At 71.1% G+C, this 18,003-nt stretch carries 16 protein-coding genes; 6 read left to right on the top strand and 10 right to left on the bottom strand.

Translation table 11 applies throughout. The features are described from left to right. Nucleotides 1-77: 77 nt before the first annotated feature. Nucleotides 78-878, bottom strand: coding sequence for a trehalose-phosphatase (gene otsB, locus MFF21_RS10655; RefSeq protein ID WP_373324983.1), 801 nt, complete (start codon nucleotides 876-878; stop codon nucleotides 78-80). Nucleotides 879-1,021: 143 nt separating this feature from the next. On the opposite strand from otsB, the gene MFF21_RS10650 reads away from it, so the two are divergent. Further along, entirely contained in the window at nucleotides 1,022-2,245 is a 1,224-nt protein-coding gene (locus MFF21_RS10650; protein ID WP_238311124.1) for a serine hydrolase domain-containing protein, read from the top strand. 85 nt (nucleotides 2,246-2,330) lie between these two features. Next, entirely contained in the window at nucleotides 2,331-2,819 is a 489-nt protein-coding gene (gene cynS / locus MFF21_RS10645) for a cyanase (protein ID WP_238311123.1), read from the top strand. Nucleotides 2,820-2,852: 33 nt separating this feature from the next. Here the strand turns inward: cynS and MFF21_RS10640 are convergent, their stop codons facing one another. From MFF21_RS10640 to MFF21_RS10610, 7 genes are all read right to left on the bottom strand, one after another. Continuing rightward, on the bottom strand, nucleotides 2,853-3,788 hold the full coding sequence (locus MFF21_RS10640; RefSeq protein ID WP_238311122.1) for a LysR family transcriptional regulator: 936 nt from the start codon (nucleotides 3,786-3,788) through the stop codon (nucleotides 2,853-2,855). Between the two features lie 228 nt (nucleotides 3,789-4,016). Further along, the gene (locus tag MFF21_RS10635; RefSeq protein WP_238311250.1) at nucleotides 4,017-4,307 is read right to left on the bottom strand and encodes a formate dehydrogenase subunit delta; all 291 of its coding nucleotides are present in this window, start codon (nucleotides 4,305-4,307) and stop codon (nucleotides 4,017-4,019) included. Nucleotides 4,308-4,417: 110 nt separating this feature from the next. After that, nucleotides 4,418-7,273, bottom strand: a complete 2,856-nt coding sequence (gene fdhF, locus MFF21_RS10630; protein WP_238311121.1) for a formate dehydrogenase subunit alpha — start codon at nucleotides 7,271-7,273, stop codon at nucleotides 4,418-4,420. A 10-nt stretch (nucleotides 7,274-7,283) separates the two neighbouring features. Continuing rightward, a complete protein-coding gene (locus MFF21_RS10625; protein ID WP_238311120.1) occupies nucleotides 7,284-8,843 on the bottom strand; it encodes a formate dehydrogenase beta subunit in 1,560 nt (519 codons plus the stop codon). Then, nucleotides 8,840-9,313, bottom strand: a complete 474-nt coding sequence (locus MFF21_RS10620) for a formate dehydrogenase subunit gamma (protein WP_238311119.1) — start codon at nucleotides 9,311-9,313, stop codon at nucleotides 8,840-8,842. Before MFF21_RS10620 ends, MFF21_RS10625 begins: the two co-directional genes overlap by 4 nt. Before the next feature lie 258 nt (nucleotides 9,314-9,571). After that, nucleotides 9,572-9,796 carry a hypothetical protein gene (locus MFF21_RS10615; protein WP_238311118.1) on the bottom strand — a complete coding sequence of 75 codons (225 nt, stop codon included), beginning with the start codon at nucleotides 9,794-9,796 and terminating at the stop codon, nucleotides 9,572-9,574. Nucleotides 9,797-9,936: 140 nt separating this feature from the next. Further along, nucleotides 9,937-11,094, bottom strand: a complete 1,158-nt coding sequence (locus tag MFF21_RS10610) for a COX15/CtaA family protein (RefSeq protein ID WP_238311117.1) — start codon at nucleotides 11,092-11,094, stop codon at nucleotides 9,937-9,939. A gap of 137 nt (nucleotides 11,095-11,231) precedes the next feature. Between MFF21_RS10610 and MFF21_RS10605 the strand changes: the two genes are divergently transcribed. From MFF21_RS10605 to MFF21_RS10595, 3 genes are all read left to right on the top strand, one after another. Beyond that, a complete protein-coding gene (locus tag MFF21_RS10605) occupies nucleotides 11,232-11,444 on the top strand; it encodes a DUF2842 domain-containing protein (protein ID WP_238311116.1) in 213 nt (70 codons plus the stop codon). A gap of 202 nt (nucleotides 11,445-11,646) precedes the next feature. Continuing rightward, on the top strand, nucleotides 11,647-12,081 hold the full coding sequence (locus MFF21_RS10600) for a hypothetical protein (RefSeq protein ID WP_238311115.1): 435 nt from the start codon (nucleotides 11,647-11,649) through the stop codon (nucleotides 12,079-12,081). A gap of 238 nt (nucleotides 12,082-12,319) precedes the next feature. Then, the gene (locus tag MFF21_RS10595) at nucleotides 12,320-12,874 is read left to right on the top strand and encodes a hypothetical protein (protein ID WP_238311114.1); all 555 of its coding nucleotides are present in this window, start codon (nucleotides 12,320-12,322) and stop codon (nucleotides 12,872-12,874) included. 30 nt (nucleotides 12,875-12,904) lie between these two features. Here the strand turns inward: MFF21_RS10595 and MFF21_RS10590 are convergent, their stop codons facing one another. Beyond that, entirely contained in the window at nucleotides 12,905-13,951 is a 1,047-nt protein-coding gene (locus tag MFF21_RS10590) for a polysaccharide deacetylase family protein (RefSeq protein ID WP_238311113.1), read from the bottom strand. A gap of 169 nt (nucleotides 13,952-14,120) precedes the next feature. On the opposite strand from MFF21_RS10590, the gene MFF21_RS10585 reads away from it, so the two are divergent. After that, complete coding sequence (locus tag MFF21_RS10585; protein ID WP_373324982.1) at nucleotides 14,121-15,335, top strand: GNAT family N-acetyltransferase; 1,215 nt, start codon at nucleotides 14,121-14,123, stop codon at nucleotides 15,333-15,335. A 69-nt stretch (nucleotides 15,336-15,404) separates the two neighbouring features. Here MFF21_RS10585 and MFF21_RS10580 read toward each other — a convergent pair whose 3' ends face one another. After that, the gene (locus MFF21_RS10580) at nucleotides 15,405-17,858 is read right to left on the bottom strand and encodes a GumC family protein (protein ID WP_238311112.1); all 2,454 of its coding nucleotides are present in this window, start codon (nucleotides 17,856-17,858) and stop codon (nucleotides 15,405-15,407) included. Nucleotides 17,859-18,003 lie beyond the last annotated feature (145 nt).

The raw sequence follows: 18,003 nt of genomic DNA, 5'->3' as shown, positions 1-18,003 counted from the left end.
AGCATGGAATGGATACAATTTTCGCGACGGGCGAATCCCGCCCCGCGAAGGCCGCCGTGCCGCCTCGGAAACCGCGATCAGGCGGGCGGGAGCGCCTCGGGATCGATCGGCGCCCCGTCGGCCCAGTCCGTGAGGAGCGCGCGCACGGCCGCGGGCGAGGCGAGGCGGCGCTGCGCCCCGGTCTCCTCGTCGCCGACGCGCACGCTGACGCCGCCATCCGCGTTCACGCTGGCGAAGGCGATCTCGTCGGTCTTGTCGTCGCCTAGGAAGATCGCCCGGCGCCCCGCATAGGGGGCCGCCGCGCCGAAGGCGCGGATGGCGTGGCCCTTGGTGGCGCTGGCGGGCAGGATCTCCCCCACCGCCTTGCCGAGCTGGAGCCGGTAGGTCGCCCCGAGATCGGCGGCGACCGTCCTGACGAGAGCCTGCGCCCGGCCCGCCTCCGCCTCGCCGGCGAGGCGCCAATGCACGGCGACGGAGGCGCCCTTGTCCTCGATCAGCACCTGCGCCAGGGGCGCGGTCTCGCGCTTGAGCCGCTCGACGCCGGCGCGCAGGTCCGGATGGTCCTCCGGCCGGCCGCCGCTGGTCGTGCCGGCCAGGCGGCGCTCGACGCCGTGCAGGCCGGCGATGTCGAAGCGGGCCGGGGCGAGGAAATCGTCGATGGTGGCGATCGGGCGGCCGGTGACGATGGCGAGCGCCCCGCCGAGGCGCGTCCGCAGGCGCTCCAGGGTCGGCACCAGGGCCGGATCGACGCGGACCGCGTCCGGCCGCGGGGCGATCTCGACCAGGGTGCCGTCGAAGTCGAGGAAGAGGGCGAAGGCGTCGCTCGTCGTCACGCGGAAACTCCCGGGGTCGCGGCCGTGCAGGTCGGCCTCCCCCATCTAGGGCGGCCGTCCGTTCGGGAAGCCGCGCCGGCATGCCGGCGTCAAGCGCCCGAGCCCACTCGCGGCGGCGGCGCCGTCTTGACCCTGCGCGCCGGCATCGCCCATGCGTGCGGCGCGAGCGTGCCGCGAGGACGAGACGAATGGCCGAGATCACGGTGAGCGACCCCCGGAGCCTCGGGCTCTGCCCCGAGCGGCTGGAGCGCGTGGATGCCTGGATGCGGCGCTACGTCGAGACGGGCAGGCTCGCCGGCCTCTCGGTGATGCTGTCCCGCCGGGGCGAGACGGCCTTCTTCCGCGCCCACGGCATGGCGGACATCGCCCGCGGCAAGCCGTTCACCGCGGAGACGATCACCCGCATCTACTCGATGACGAAGCCGCTGACCTCCCTCGCGGTGCTGATGCTCTACGAGGAGGGCCGCTTCCAGCTCGACGATCCCCTCGCCCGCTACCTGCCGGACTTCGCCGAGATGCGCGTCGCCACCGGCGGCAACCGGGTGAAGCTCGAGACCGAGCCGGCCCTGCGCCCGATCACGATCCGCGACCTCCTCACCCACACCGCCGGCCTGACCTACGGCTTCATGGAGGCGACCCTCGTCGACGCCCTCTACCGGATCCACGGCATCGACTTCCAGGCCTCGGAGCATTCCCTGGCGGATCTGGTGGCGCGGGTGGCGCGCCAGCCGCTCCTGGCCCAGCCGGGGGCGGAGTGGAACTACTCGGTGGCGACCGACGTACTCGGGCATCTCGTCGCCGTGCTCTCGGGCATGGACTTCGCCGCGTTCATGCGCACGCGCATCCTGGCGCCCCTCGGCATGCACGACACCGATTTCTCCGTGCCGGAGGCGAAGCACGGGCGCTTCGCCGCGAACTACGTGTTCGGCCGCGACGGCCGGCTCAAGGTCTATGACGACGCGGTCGGCAGCCGCTTCCTCGCGCCGCCGCCGGTGGCCTCGGGCGGGGGCGGCCTCGTCTCGACGGCGGCCGACTACATGCGCTTCTGCCGGCTCGTCCTGAACCGGGGCAGCCTCGACGGGGTGCGGCTCCTCGGCCGCAAGACCGTCGACCTGATGCTCATGAACCACCTGCCCGGCGATCTCGCGGCGATGGGCCAGCCGCGCTTCTCGGAATCCTCCTACACGGGCATCGGCTTCGGCCTCGGCTTCTCGGTGATGCTCGACCCGGCCCGGGCCCAGATCGTGGGCACGCCGGGCGAGGTCGCCTGGGGCGGGCTCGCCAGCACCTCCTTCTGGATCGACCCGGCCGAGGATCTCGCCGTGGTCCTGCTCGCCCAGCTCATCCCCTCCTCGGCCCTGCCGCTCCGGCGGGAATTGCGGGTGCTCACCTACGCCGCCCTCGTCGACTGAGACCCTGCTGGCTGCAAACTTGCACGCCGCGGAAGAGCCGGTCTCGCCGGCCTGTCGACAGATGATGCGTAGGGACGGAAACCCCATGAAGCGTGAAGACCTCACGGAGAAGCTTCTCGACATCAAGCGGGAGAAGGGCTGGACCTGGAAATACATCCAGGAGGAGATCGGCGGGATCTCGCCGATCCTGATCACCGCCGCCTGCATGGGCCAGATGAAGCTGCCCAAGGCGCAGGCGAAGAAGGCCGCCGAGCTGTTCGGCCTGAGCCAGGCCGAGGAGCGCATGCTCAACGAGGCGCCCTATCGCGGCTCGATTCCGCAGATGCCGCCGACCGACCCGCTGATCTACCGCTTCTACGAGCTGGTCATGGTCTACGGCACCACCTGGAAGGAGCTGATCCAGGAAGAATTCGGCGACGGCATCATGTCGGCGATCGACTTCAACATGACCATGGAGCGCGAGCCCAACAACAAGGGCGACCGGGTGAAGATGAACCTCTCGGGCAAGTTCCTGCCCTACAAGTATTACGGCAACGAGGACGGCGTGCCGGAATACGGCTTCAAGGAGAGCTGAGCCTCCCGCTATCGCCGCGTCGCGCCCGGTCCCTCAGGGGCCGGGCGTGCCGTGCAGGAAGTCCCGGTCCGGATCGTGCCCGTCGAGGCTGCGGGCGACGCCGCGGGCGATGCCGATCAGGGCCGTCACCATCGGCGTCATCGGGTCGCGCCGGGCGGCGACGAGGCCGATTGTGTGCTCCAGGTCCGGCTCCACGATCGGGATCGAGCGCACCCCCTCCGTCGGGCCGAGGGCGTCGGCGAGGATCGCCGGCATGATGCTGGCCCAGCGCAGGGTGCGCACATGGGTCATCAGCACGATCATCGAGTTCGATTCGAGGCTCGGCGCCGGCTCGCCCCCGGCCTCGCGCAATTGCTGGTCGATGATGCGCCGGTTCTGCATGTTCGGCGTCAGCAGGCAGAGCGGGATCTTGGCCACCTCCGCCCAGGTCACGTGCGAGCGGTCGTCGTAGGGGCCGCCGGCGGCGGTGAGCAGGCGGTAGCGCTCCCGGTAGAGGGGAACGGCGGTGACGCGGCCCAGGGGCTCGTTGTCGAGATAGGTCAGCCCGGCATCGGCCTCGAGATTCTCGAGCAGCGAGAAGATGTCGGAGGAGGTGGTGGAATCGATGGTGAAGCGCACGTCCGGGTAGCGCGCCCGGTAGGGCGTGGTCAGGGCGGCCACCATCGGCAGGGCGGTCGGCACCGCGGCGATGCGCAGATGGCCGGCGAGCCCCCGCCGCAGGGCCGCCACGTCCTCCTGCATCGCCCGCGTGTCGGCCACGATGCGGCGCGCCCAGGCCAGCACCTTGTCGCCCTCGTGGGTGAAGCCCTGGAAGCGCGAGCCCCGCTGCACGAGGCGCACGCCGAAGCGCTCCTCCAGGTTCTTCACCCCGGCCGAGAGCGTCTGCTGGGTCACGCCGCAGGCCTCGGCCGCGCGGCCGAAATGCTGCTCCCGGGCGAGCGCCAGCAGGAATTCCAGCTTGTCGATCAAGGCGCCGAGTCCCCTCTCGGGCCCGGGAGGGCCGCGCCCCAGCGGTGGTAGGCCGCCCGGCGGCCGCGCTCAAGGGAGAAGCTTCCTATCGGAACGGCGGCCAAACGCTGTCGGCCCGTTTCCGGCGGATGGGAGCGGCTCGCGCGGGATGCCCCTCTCCCCACAAGGGGGCGAGGAAAGGCGCGCGACCGGAGAGCGTTCGGACACCTTTTGAAAGGCGGCCCCGCCTCAGCCCGCGTCGCTGGCGCCCTCGCCGACGAGCTGCGGATTGCGGGTCGCCGGGCGGATCGGGCTCTCCGAGGTGGATTCCTCGGTCAGGGCCTTGTGGACGAGGGCGTCGAGCCGGTCGCCGGCCGCGTCGGCATAGCCCGCGAGGTCCCGGCGCATCTTCGGGGTCCAGAAGGCCACGATGTGCTTGTGGATGCCGGCCACGGCCTCGTCTTCCGGATAGGAGCGGAAGAAGGCGGCGATCTGGTTCGCCATGCGCACCAGCTTGTCGTTGGAATTCGTCGCGCTCATCGCCTCGGGACTCATGCGGGTGTCGTGTCGTCGCCCCCGCGCGGGACGTCCCGCGCGAGGCGGCCCCTCCCCTCGCGGGGGGGAGGAGCGCTTCGTCCGGTCCGGGGACCTTACTCCGCGGCCGCCTGGGCGATCCGGGTGAGGGAGAAGTCCTCCTCGTAGAACTTCGCCTGCCAGTCGGAGGGCCGGTTCGTGCGCCGGATCTGCACCGCCGTCACCTTGTATTCCGGGCAGTTCGTGGCCCAGTCCGAGTAGTCGGTGGTGATGACGTTGGCGCCGGTCTTGGCGTGGTGGAAGGTCGTGTAGACGATGCCGGGCTGCATCCGCTCGGTGACCTTCGCCTTGAGGGCGATGTCGCCGGAGCGGCTCTCCAGGGAGACGAGATCGCCGTCGACGATGCCCCGGGGCTCGGCGTCGAAGGGATGGATCTCGAGCACGTCCTCCTCGTGCCAGCGCGAGTTCTCCGTGCGGCGGGTCTGCGCGCCGACATTGTACTGCGACAGGATGCGGCCCGTGGTCAGGATCAGCGGGAAGCGCGGGCCGGTCCGCTCGTCGGTGGCCACGTATTCCGTGATCATGAACTTGCCCTTGCCGCGCACGAAGCGGTCGACATGCATCATCGGCGTGCCGTTCGGGGCCTTGTCGTTGCACGGCCACTGGATCGAGCCGAGCTCGTCGAGCTTGGCGTAGGAGACCCCGGTGAAGCTCGGGGTCAGCCGGGCGATCTCGTCCATGATCTCGGAAGGGTGGCTGTAGTTCATCTCGTAGCCGAGGGCCTTGGCGAGCAGGATCGTGCCCTCCCAATCGCCGTAGCCGCCGAGCGGGGCCATCACCTTGCGCACGCGGCTGATGCGCCGCTCGGCATTGGTGAAGGTGCCGTCCTTCTCCAGGAACGAGGCGCCCGGCAGGAAGACGTGGGCGTATTTGGCGGTCTCGTTCAGGAAGATGTCCTGGATCACGATGCACTCCATGGCCTTGAGGCCGGAGGTCACGTGATGGGTGTCGGGGTCGGACTGGGCGATGTCCTCGCCCTGGATGTACATGCCCTTGAAGGTGCCATCGACGGCCTCGTCGAGCATGTTGGTGATGCGCAGGCCCGGCGCGTTGTCGAGCTTGGCCCCCCAGATCGCCTCGAAGCTCTCGCGGGTGGCGTCGTCCGAGACGTGGCGGTAGCCGGTGAGCTCGTGCGGGAACGAGCCCATGTCGCAGGAGCCCTGCACGTTGTTCTGGCCGCGCAGCGGGTTCACGCCGGCACCGACCTTGCCGATATTGCCGGTGGCCATGGCGATGTTGGCCATGCCCATGACCATGGTCGAGCCCTGGCTGTGCTCGGTCACGCCCAGGCCGTAATAGATCGCCGCGTTGCCGCCGGTGGCGTAGAGGCGGGCGGCCTGGCGGATCGCCTGCGGGTCGACCCCGGTCACGGCCTCGGCCGCCTCCGGCGAGTTGCGCTCTTCGGCGATGAAGCGGGCCCAGACCTCGAAGGCGTCGAGCTCGCAGCGCTCGCGGATATAGGCCTCGTCGATCAGCCCTTCCGTGATGATCACGTGGGCGAAGGCATTGATGAAGGCGACGTTGGAGCCGGGCTTGAGCGGCAGGTGGTAGTCGGCCTTGATGTGGGGCGACTTCACCAGGTCGATCCGGCGCGGATCGGCCACGATCAGCTTGGCGCCCTCGCGCAGGCGCTTCTTCATGCGCGAGCCGAAGACCGGGTGGCCGTCGGTCGGGTTGGCGCCGATGACCAGGATCACGTCGGAATTCTCGACCGACTTGAAGTCCTGGGTGCCGGCGGAGGTGCCCAGCGTCGACATCAGGCCGTAGCCGGTCGGCGAGTGGCAGACGCGGGCGCAGGTATCGACGTTGTTGTTGCCGAAGGCGGCGCGCACCAGCTTCTGGACGAGGTAGGCCTCCTCGTTGGTGCAGCGGGACGAGGTGATGCCGCCGACCGAGTCCTTGCCGTACTTGGCCTGGATGCGCTTGAACTCGGAGGCCGCGTGGTTGATCGCCTCCTCCCAGGAGACCTCGCGCCACGGATCCGTGATCTTCTCGCGGATCATCGGCTTGGTGATGCGGTCCTTGTGGGTGGCGTAGCCGTAGGCGAAGCGGCCCTTCACGCAGGAATGGCCCTCGTTGGCCTTGCCGCCCTTGTAGGGCACCATGCGGATGACCTTGTCGCCCTGCATCTCCGCCTTGAAGGCGCAGCCGACGCCGCAATAGGCGCAGGTGGTCACGGCCGAATGCTCGGGCTGGCCGAATTCGTGGACCGTCTTCTCCTGAAGGGTCGCGGTCGGGCAGGCCTGGACGCAGGCGCCGCAGGACACGCATTCCGACTGCATGAAGTTGGTCGGGCCGGAGGCCACGCGGGAATCGAAGCCGCGGCCGGCGATGGTGAGGGCGAAGGTGCCCTGGACCTCCTCGCAGGCCCGCACGCAGCGATTGCAGACGATGCACTTCGACGGGTCGTAGGTGAAGTAGGGGTTCGACTCGTCCTTGGGCAGGTAGCGGTCGGAGGACGGCTTGACGTGGTTGTCGCCGTCATAGCCGTAGCGCACGTCGCGCAGGCCGACCTGGCCCGCCGTGTCCTGCAGCTCGCAATCGCCGTTGGCGGCGCAGGTCAGGCAGTCGAGGGGGTGGTCGGAGATGTAGAGCTCCATCACGCCCTTGCGCAGGCGGTGCAGCTTGTCGGTCTGCGTGTGCACGACCATGCCGTTCTCGGCCGGGGTGGTGCAGGAGGCGGGCGTCCCGCGCCGGCCCTCGATCTCCACGAGGCACATGCGGCAGGAGCCGAAGGGCTCCAGCGAATCCGTGGCGCAGAGCTTCGGGATCTTGGTGCCGGCATGCATGGCCGCGGCCATCACGGAGGTGCCGGCGGGGACCGTCACGCTCTCGCCGTCGATGGTCAGCGTCACCGTCTGCTCCGCGACGCGGATCGGCGTGCCGTAGTCGATTTCCTTGATGAGGGTCATGAACGCCTCCTCACTCGGCCGCGGCGGGGAGATCGCCCGCACGCCTGAAATCCTCGGGGAAATGGGTGATCGCGCTCATCACGGGCATCGGCGTCAGGCCGCCCATGGCGCAGAGCGAGCCGTCGGTCATGACCTCGCAGAGGTCCTCGACGAGCTTCAGGTTGGCCTCGGGCCGGATGCCGGCGATGACCTTGTCCATGGTCTCGACGCCGCGGGTGGCGCCGATCCGGCAGGGGGTGCACTTGCCGCAGGATTCCGCGGCGCAGAACTCGAAGGCGAAGCGGGCCTGCTGGGCCATGTCGACGGTGTCGTCGAAGACCACGATGCCGCCATGGCCGACGAGGCCCTTGTTGGCCGCCATCGCCTCGTAGTCGAGGGGCGTGTCGAGCAACGCGTCGGGGAAATAGGCCCCCAGCGGCCCGCCGACCTGCACCGCGCGGACCGGGCGCCCGGAGCGGGTGCCGCCGCCGAACTCCTCGATCACCTGCCGCAGGGTGATGCCGAAGGCGTACTCGATCAGGCCGCCCTGCTTGACGTTGCCGGCGAGCTGGATCGGCAGCGTGCCGAGCGAGCGGCCCATCCCGTAATCGGCATAGGCCTTGGCGCCGTTCTCCAGGATCCACGGCACGGCCGTGAAGGTCATCACGTTGTTGACGAGCGTGGGCTTGCCGAGGAAGCCCTTCAGGGCCGGGATCGGCGGCTTGGCCCGCACGATGCCGCGCTTGCCCTCCAGGCTCTCGAGCAGGGAGGTCTCCTCGCCGCAGATATAGGCGCCCGCGCCCATCCGCACCTCGAGGTGGAAGCTCTTGCCCGAGCCCAGGATGTTGTCGCCGAGCACGCCGGCCTTCACGCCGTTGGCGATGGCATCGGCGAGCGTGCGCACGCTCTGCGGATATTCCGAGCGGCAATAGATGTAGCCGCGGGTGGCCCCCGTCGCGACCGCGGCGATGGTCATGCCCTCGATCAGGTTGAAGGGGTCGCCCTCCATCATCAGGCGGTCGGCGAAGGTGCCGGAATCGCCCTCGTCGGCGTTGCAGACCACGTATTTCTGGTCCGCCTTGGCGAGCATCACCGTGTTCCACTTGATGCCCGCGGGGAAGCCGGCGCCGCCGCGGCCGCGCAGGCCGGACTCGCGCACCTGCTCGACGATCTTGTCGGCCTCGAGCTTCAGCGCGGCCTCCAGGCCGCGATAGCCGCCATGGGCCCGGTAATCCTCGACGGAGACCGGGTCGACCACGCCGCAGCGGTGGAAGGTGATGCGGTGCTGGCGCTTGAGGAAGGGGATCTCCTCCGGGTCGCCGAGGCGCAGGGCGTGCGTGCCGCCCGCGACGAGGCCGGCATCGAGCAGGGCGTCGACGTCGGAGGCCTTGACCGGGCCGTAGGCGATGCGGCCCTGCGGGGTCGCGACCTCCACCATGGGCTCCAGCCAGAACAGGCCGCGGGAGCCGGTGCGCACGATCTCGACGTCGAGGCCGCGGGTCTCGGCGCCCTTGAACAGGGCACGGGCGACGCGGTTGGCGCCGAGGCCCAGCGCGACCGCATCCTGGGGAACGTAGATCTTGGTGCTCATTGACGGGACTCCGTCAGTGCGGCCTCGAGGGTGTCGGCGGTCAGGTTCGCGATCGGCTCGCCGTCGACGAGGGCGGCGGGGCCGTTGGCGCAGAGGCCGAGGCAGTAGACCGGCTCGACGGTGACGTTGCCGTCGGCGGTGGTCTCGTGGAAGCCGCAGCCGAGGCGCTCCAGGATCTCCCGGTGGAGCTTGGCCGAGCCCATCGCCTGGCAGGCCTCGGCCCGGCAGAGCTTGACCTCGTGGCGGCCGGCGGGCGCCTTGCGGAAGTCATGGTAGAACGAGATGCAGCCATGCACCTCGGCGCGGGAGAGGTTCAGCGCGTCCGCGATCAGCGGGATCGCGCCCTCGTCGACATAGCCGAAGGTCTCCTGCAGGGCATGCAGGATCGGGAGCGTCGCACCCTCGAGATGCTGGTGCTCGGCGACGATCCCTGCGGCGCGCGTGGCGCTCCATGGCTCGGGACTGGCCATAATTTCCTACCCAGATTGGTTTTTTTCTAAGGCGAATGGACCAAAGTCCAACGCCGAATGCAATCAAGCGCTCCGGTCGCCTGACAGATAATTCCTGTTGAGCGGGGTGGTTCGACGGAAAACAGCCTGCAATCGGAACGGTTTTGCCGATGATCTGGTATGCCATACACCAGATGCGGGCTTGTCATGTGCATGACGCAAGCCCGTTCCGCCCCCGTGGGAGGCCGTTCCCCTCCCCTCGGCCCAGGGCGGCGGGGGCTACCGGTCCGGGAGGGCCAGCTTCACGGCGATGCCGTGCTGATCGTTCTCGAAGACATGGGCGACGTCCTCGACCGTCCAGCGCACCGGCTCGGCACCGAAATCGAGGATGACGCATTCGCCGATGCGCGGCACCGACTCGCCGGGGCGGAAGGAGATGGTCCTGCGCATCAGGCCGGCCTTCGCGCCGTCGGGTGCCAGGAAGACCACGTCGATGCCTGTCATGACGGCTCCGGACCCGATGCGCCGGGCGACCGGGCTTCCGGCTGCGCACTCCATCACAGCCGCGCTCGATTTTGAAGAGCGCGGCCGGAAAAAGCTGTCCGGAGAGGGGGTTCCCGCCGTTTCCGTCGCCCGGGCGGCCCTCAGCGCCCGGCCAGGGCCTCGAAGCCGAAGGGCACCTCCGCCGGGCCGGTCGGCGCGCGGCCCGTGGAGGCCGCCGGTCCGACGCCGCGGCTCAGCCGGGCATGCACGGTCGCCATCACGAGGACGGCCATGGCGAAGACCTGATGGCAGAGCGCCGCCCAGAGGGGCACCTGGAGCAGCAGCGTGGCGATGCCGAGCCCCGCCTGGGCCAGCGCCAGGGCGGCGATGCCGGCCGCCCGGCCCGCCGCGCCGCTCTGGCCCGAGAGCCGGGCGTCGAGGGCGTGCAGCAGGGCGACGAGGACGACGAGATAGGCCGCGAGGCGGTGGTTGAACTGCACCAGGGTGACGTTGTCGACGAAGTTCTCGATGAGGGGCTTGATCGCGAACAGGGCGTCGGCGGCGGGCACGAACACGCCGTCCATGTCCGGCCAGGTGTTGTAGATCAGGCCCGCCTTGGAGCCGGCGACGAGGCCGCCGAGGAAGATCTGGACCAGAACCAGCACGGGGAGCGCGCAGGCGCCGACGCGGATCCGCGCCGGGGCCGGGGCCAGCGCCTGCCCACGCAGGCCCGCGGCGAGCCAGACGAGGCCGGCCAGGATCAGGGAGGCGGTGGTCAGGTGCAGGGCGAGCTTGAGGGGCGCCACCGCGGTCATGCCCGGCTGCAGCCCCGAGGCGACCATGATCCAGCCGATCGCCCCCTGCAGGCCGCCGAGCAGCCCGAGGCCGAGCAGGCCCAGCAGCAGGCGGCCGCTCAGCGCCCGCCGCCACAGGAACCAGAAGAAGGGCAGGAAGAACACCAGCCCGACGATGCGCCCGAGCAGGCGGTGGCCCCATTCCCACCAGTAGAGCGTCTTGAAGTCGGAGAGCCCCATGCCCTCGTTGAGGATGCGGTACTGGGGCGTGCCGCGATACTTCTCGAACTCCGCCGTCCAGTCGGCCGCCGAGAGGGGGGGCATCGCCCCGGTCACTGGCCGCCACTCGGTGATGGAGAGGCCGGAGCCGGTGAGGCGCGTCGCCCCGCCGACCGCGACCATGGCCACCACGAGCAGCGCCAGCAGATAGAGCCACGCGCGCACCCCGCGCCGGGCGCGCGCCTCGGCCGCGGGCGCCGGCGGGATCTCGGATGCGCCTTGCGCGCCGGGGGCGAACGGTCTCATGGTCTGCCGCATCGTCTCGCTGCCGCCCCCGAGCACGGGGGCCGGCGACCCCTTACGGCAGGGCCGGGCGGGAGCGCAACGCGGGGGAGGTCGGGCCTGGTCTGCCCGCTCCGTCCGAGCCTTGGGGTGGAAAGTTCATGCGGCGTCGCACCCGGACCCTGGTCGGGACCTTCGGCATCCTCGCCTTCGTCACGGTCTACGCGCCCCTCGCCATGGCGCTCGCCGACAGCCGGATCTCCCAGACCCCGCCCCTGGTGCAGGCGCTGCTCTACTCGATCCTCGGCATCGCCTGGATCTTCCCGCTGATGCCCCTGATCCGCTGGATGGAGCGCCCGGACGATCCGGCCTGAGGCCGGTTCCGGAGGCGGGAACACCGCGCCGCCCCGGATGGGAAAGTAAAGACGCCCTGAAGACCGGTGCGAGCGACCGGAACCGCGGGGCTCCCGTTTTTTTGCCGCACTCGGGAGCGAGAAGGCGGATGGTCTCCAAAATGCCAGGCTTTCGCGGCCCGGTTCCCGGCCGCATGCTCTCCCCCAAGGTCGCGCCCCCTTCATGCCACGCCCCCTCCCCTTCGGCCTCCTCGCCTGCCTGGTCGCGACCGGGGCCCTCGGCCAGGGGACACCGCGATCGGTCGGGGAATGCGAGCGGCTGAAGAACGACCTCGCCTACAATCAGTGCCTCGCCATGTTCGGGCCCCCCGCCAAGAACGTCGCCGGGGGCGACGGCCTGCCGAGCGCGCCGCCGGTGGCGACGCCGACGCTCAACACCGGCGGCGCGACCGCGAGCGCCGATCCCGCCTCGACCGCCACGGGATCCACCATCGCCGGCATCCCCGCGGTGGAGGAGCCGGTGATCGAGACCGGCCGGCGCGGCCGCCGGGGCCGTTACACCCGCCGCGGCGGGCGGCAGGTGGCGAGCTTCACCGTCGGGGGCGATGACGCCGCGGAGTCGGGTTCGGGCCGGCGCCGCTACCGCCGTCACCGCTGAGGGACGCCGCGCCGGGCCGCCGGCCCGACGCAATCGGGCCGGGTGAGATCCGCAAGGCGCCAATAAGAATTGCGTGCCGTGTCGCGCGACGAAAGTCATGGCCGCGATAAAGATCGTTCCATGACGCGGATCGTCAGAACAGCCGTTGACGTGAATCTTCGAAAAACCTAGCTCAAGGCCAAGCTTTGCCGCGGGGCGGACCGCCGCAGCGGCCGGCGCAGGCGCGAGGGCTGGGATCATGCGGATCGGGTGGGCAACGCTGTGCTGTCTCGCCATGCTGACGAGCGGCGCCGCGGCGGCGGCGGAGAAGCTGCCCTCCGGCGAGTATTTCGATTATTACGCCCAAGTGGACGATTGGGGCATTCGGCGCGTCGCATCGGACGAGGCGGGGCGCAAGGTCCTGTATTGCGAGGCGACCTGGGCCCGTGAGGGGGACTTCTACCTGTACCTCACCCTGGATGCCGGTCGGAAGCAGTTCTCCTACGGGATCCCGGTGCCCATTCCGAGCGGGCAGAAGCAGGCGACGATGCGCGTGTGGTTCGACGGCGACAAGGCGCATGCGGCGGCGGTGCAGGCCGCCTACGTCAACACCCCGATCAGCGGCGCGGGAGAGGACGGTTACCTGGTCGCCGTCGAGAACGGGGAGGCCTCGGCCACCCTCGCACGCCTCGCCAAGGCCCGGACGATCACGTTCGCCTATCCGTTCGAGGGCAGGACCCGCGTCGAGTCCTTCCCCTACAAGAGGGCGGCGAAAGCGCTCGGGAAGCTCGCCGATTGCGCGGACGGGCGCTGATCGTCCGTCACTCTGCCGCGGGGTTCCGCCCTAGCCGACATTCACCCGGCGGCCCCGGTTCCAGGCGAGGAAGGGCACGCCCGAGAGCAGGCTCGCGAGCGCGGCCTCGGTCTGGTGGAGGCCGTTGACCGAGACCCGCGGCAGGGCGTGGAGATGCCCGGCATGGGCGGCGAAGAGGTGGCCCGGTCGCGTCGTCACCGCCGTTTCGAAGCCGAGATCGCGGGCGAGGGCGAAGTCCCGCGGGCCGGCGGAGGTCGGATCGCCCACGGGGAACGAGAGGTGGCGCACCGGCCGGCCGAGTTCCGCCGCGATCCGGGCGCGGCTCTCCGCCATCTCCCGGCGGGCGGTCTCGGCCGGGTGCTTGGCGAGCATCGGATGGGTGAGCGTGTGCGCGCCGATGGTGAGTGCCGGATCGGCCGCGAGGCGGCGCAGTTCGTCCCAGCCGAGGCAGAGTTCGCGGGCGAGGGTTCCGGGCGCGAACCCCGCCTGCCGGCACAGATCGGCGATGGTGGCGCGCAGTTGTTCCTCCGGTCCCGCCCGCAGCAGGCGGTAGAGCGTGTCGAAGGCCCGCGTCTTCTCCGCGGCGTCCCGGGCCGGCAGGTCGAGGCCGGCGGCGCTCACCCGGTCGAGGGCGGCGACCGCCCGCTCCAGCTCGATCCACCAGAGCCGCCCGGTCCCGTCGGCGAAGCCCGTCGTCACGAACAGCGTCCAGGGGGCGCCGTGCCGGGCGAGCACGGGGGCGGCATGCACAACGTTGTCGCGGTAGCCGTCGTCGAAGGTCAGCACGGCGAAGGGCCGGTCGCTCCCCCCGGCCAGCCGGTCGGGCAAAGCGTCGAGGCCGATCAGGTCGAAGCCGCGGGCCTTCAGCTGCCCGAGCGTCCGGTCGAGGAAGCCGGGCGTGATCGCGAGCAGGGCGTTGGGCGCGAAGCCCCCCGGGGGCTCGGGGCGCACGTGGTGGAAGGTGAGGATCACCCCCCGGCCCTGCGCGGCGGGGGCGAGCCAGCGGTCGGCCCCGAGGGCGCGCACCGCGGCGAAGCCCGCGCGGAAGAGCCGGTGGCGGTGACGCGACGACAGCATGGCGATCCCGACTTCGATCCCGGCGCGAAGGCTTAAGCCTAGCGGGCAGGCGAAAAGCATTCGTTACCCATGCCCCGCGGAAGCCGCGGCGGGGCGGCTGCTATCAACCGCCGCTTCAGGGCCGGGCCGCTAGATCGCGGGGGGCGGGTGGGCGACCCGGAGGACGGCCATGACAGCACTCGCGACGCAACTCATGGGATCGACGACGATGCTGGAGCGCAGCGACCGCGATCTCGTGCCGGAGCTGCACCGGTCGCTCGCGAGCGTGGAGCCGGTCTGGCGCGCCCTGGAGGCGGAGGCCGCCCCCTTCGCCACCCCCTATCAGCGCTTCGACTGGGTCAGGGCCTTCGTCGAGACGGAGCTCGGCACCGATCCGCAGGCGCAGGCCGGGCGGCTGCGGGTGATCGTCCTGCGCGATGCCCGCGGGCGGGCGCGGGCGATCCTGCCGCTGACCGTCTCGCGCGCCCATGGGGTGAGCACCGCCCGCGTCGTCGGCGCCAAGCACGCCAATTTCCACATGCCGTTCTTCGCCTGCGCGGAGGCTGCCGCCCTCGTGCCGGAGAGCCTGACCGCGGCCCTGGTCGCCGCCGGCCGCGCGGGCGGCATCGACCTCTTCCTGCTCGACCACCAGCCGCGGGTGTTCGACGGCATGCCCAATCCCCTGAGCGCCGGCGGCCATCCCTGCCCCAGCGACGCCTATGGCATGCGCCTGGGCCCCGATGCGGAGGCGACGCTCAAGCGCGCCTTCAGCGGCGACGCCCGCAAGAAGCTGCGGGCCAAGGAGCGCAAGCTCGTCGAGGCGCATGGGCCGATCCTGCACCGGGTCGCGACGACGCAGGAGATGGTCGACCCCATCCTCGACGCCTTCTTCGCGCAGAAGGCGGCGCGCTTCGCCGCGATGGGGGTCCCCGATCCCTATGCCGACCCGGCGGCCCGCCGCTTCGTGCAGGCGGCGACCCGGATCGCGCCGGGGCGCGTCCCCGCGATCGAGGTCCATGCGCTGGTGGCCGAGGCCTCGGGACGGGTCTTCGCCACTTTCGGCGGGGCGGTGGACGCCCGGCGCTTCAGCGGCATCTGGACCTCGTTCGATCCCGATCCCGAGATTGGCCGGTCGAGCCCGGGCGACCTGCTTTTGTCCAAGCTGATCGGCCAGCAGACCGAGGCCGGGCGGCACGCCTTCGACCTCGGCGTGGGCGAGGCCCGCTACAAGGCCAATACCTGCGACGAGACCATCGAGCTCGTGGAGCGCATCATCCCGGTGACGCTCGCCGGCCGCGCCCATGCCTGGATCGCGCTCGGGCGGCTCGAGGCCCGGCGCCGGATCAAGCGCTCGCCCCGCCTGCTCGCCGCGGTGCAGCGCCTGCGCCGTCTCAGGACCCGCTGACGCCTCCTCGCGCTTGGCGCCCAGGAGCGAGGAGAGGCCGGCGGCCGCTGCGATCGTGCGGAAGCGGTCTCAGGCCGATCGGCGCAGGGGCAGTTCCTGCTGCGCCGTCGCCGGCTGGGAGCGGGACCGGCGCGGGGCCGGCGCCGGGATGTTGTCGCGGGCGACCAGGATCTGCCGGGCGCCGCTCTCCTCGGCGAGCCCGTAGAGGGCGACGAGGCCCGGATCGTCGGCGGCGGCGTTCGAGGCGATCACCACCGTGTCCATGCAGGCGGCCACCGCCGTGCAGAGGGCGTTTCCGGCCTGGGCGTCCGCGACGCGCAGGCGGCAGACCACCCAGTCATAGGCCTGGGCCAGGGCGTTGAAGCCGATGGCGAGGCCCTGCGGCTCCTCCACCAGCACCTGCGGGTCGAGGATGCCCCGCCCGACGACGTGGAGCCGCGAGCCGGGCAAGGCCTGGATGATGTCGCCGAACCCCGCCTCCCCCGCCACGAGATCGGTCAGGCCCGGCCGCCGCTTGCCCGCGGCCTTGCCCTCGAGATCGAGGGTCAGGGTGCTGCCGCGCTTCGCCAGGGTCCGGGACAGGACGTCGAACAGGCCGCCCTCCCGCTCCGGCTTGGTCTCGATCACGAGCAGGCAATGGCCGGCCTCGACGGCGACGCCGTCGAGGCGGGCGAGCAGGGCGTCGAGCTCGTAGGCGCTGTCCGGGGCGCTAACGTGCGGTTGTGTCTTGGCGGCGGGGGGGGGCTTGCGGGGCGGGGCCTGGGAGGTGGGCGGTGCGATCGGCAGCATCGCCGCCGCCGCCGCGACCGCCTGCGAGACGGCTTCGGAGCCTCGCGAAACGGCTTGGGAGACTTTTGCGACGGCTTCGGAGCCGGCTTCGGAGCCGTGCGAGGCGGTTTCGGCGCTGGCGGCGGTCTGCTCGGCCGCCGCGGGCATCGGTGCGAAGGCCGGCGCGAAGCCAGGGGAATCGGGCCGGCGCGTCGGCGGCAGCGGCTCCGGATAGGCCAGGCGCCCCCGGTCCGGGGCGGTCTCGTCCGCCTCCCAGGCCTCCAGATCGCTCTCCGTGAGCCGGCGCCGGCCGCCGCCGGGGCCGCCCGGCGTGGTCAGGAGATGGCGCGCCACCACGCCGCCCGCGGACAGCAGCAGGGCGAGCAGCGTCGCGAAGGCGAGGATCGGCAGCTTCTTGGGGAAGGAGGGCAGCTCCGGCACCACGGCGCGGGAGACGATGCGGGCATCGGCGGGGCTCGCATTCCCGGCGTCGCGCGCGGCGGCCTCGCGGTAGCGGGCGAGATAGGATTCGAGCTGCTCGCGCTGGACCTTGGCCTCGCGCTCCAGCGCCCGCAGCTCGACCTCGCTGCTGTTGCCCTGGGCGACCACCGTTTGCTGCCCGTCGACCGCCGCCTGCAGGCTCTCCACCCGGGCCCCGGCGATCTTGGCGTCGTTCTCCAGGGTGCGCACGATGCGCTCGGCCGCCGCCTTGATCTGCGTCTCGAGGTCGTCGAGCTGAGCCTTGAGTTCCTTGATGCGCGGATGGGCCGGCAGGAGCGTGCGCGATTCCAGGGCGAGCTGCGAGCGCAGGGTGATCCGGCTCTCGATGGTGCGCCGGATGAGCTCGTTGTTGGCCACGTCCGGGATCTCGAAGGCCCGGCCCTCCTTGATCATCTCCTTGAGCATCCTGACGCGGGCGCCGAGATCCGCCTTGATGGTGCGCGCCTGGGACAGCTGGCTCGACAGCTCGGAGAGCTGCTGGGCGCTGAGCGGCTGGGTGCCGGTGCTGCCGGCGCCGATCAGGCCATGGCTCGCCCGGTAGGATTCGACCCGCGCCTCGGCCTCGGCCACGCGCTTGCGCAGGGCCTCGACATTGGTGCCGAGCCAGGTCGAGGCGTAGCGGGCCGTGTCGACGGCGGCCGCTGCGAGGGAGGCGATGTAGACTTCGGCCACGGTGTTGGCGGCCTCGGCGGCGAGCGCCGCGTCCTTCGCCTTGAACTCGACGGCCAGGATGCGCGACTTGCCCACCGGATAGACCAGCAGGTGGTCGAGATAGGTGTCGAGGATGCGGTCCTCGGCCGCGCGCTCACTCGGGGCCGCGACGATGCCGAGCATCATCAGGAAGCTCTTGACCGGGCCCGGGCTGCTCGCCTCCGGATCGAATTCGGGATTGCCGACGAGCTTGAGCCGGCGGATCGCCTCGCGGGCGAGGTCGCGGGACATCACGACCTGCACCTGGCTCGCCACCGCCTGCTCGTCGATGGGCGTGTTCTGCTCGTTGCGCTCGGCGGCGTTGCGGGCGAAGGCCGGGTCGCGGCTCTCCAGGATCAGCTTGGCCTCGCCGGTATAGCGCGGCGACACCGTCTGCACGAACACGCCCGCCCCGAGGGCGACGGCCAGGGTGGGGACGGCGATGAAGGCCCAGCCCCGGCGCAGGACGCGGGCGAGCTGCGACAGGGCGAGCCCCTCGCCCTCCCCGCCTCGGGCGAAGGCGGGCGGCGTCGGATCGGTCGTCAGGTTGATCGAACGGGGCATGCCTGGATCTTCGACGCGGAGCGGGCAACCGGCCCGAGCAGACCGACCGGTTTGGGCCATTAGAGAGCGTTAAGGTTGACCGGCCGTTAAGGGGCGGAGGTCTCGGACGAGGCGCCCGATGCGCCGGAGCGGCCTCGGGTGAGGG

The organism is Methylobacterium organophilum (assembly GCF_022179465.1).
Lineage (GTDB): Bacteria > Pseudomonadota > Alphaproteobacteria > Rhizobiales > Beijerinckiaceae > Methylobacterium > Methylobacterium organophilum.
Note: the sequence above shows the minus strand (reverse complement) of the source record. Positions and strands in the feature narration are given on the sequence as shown.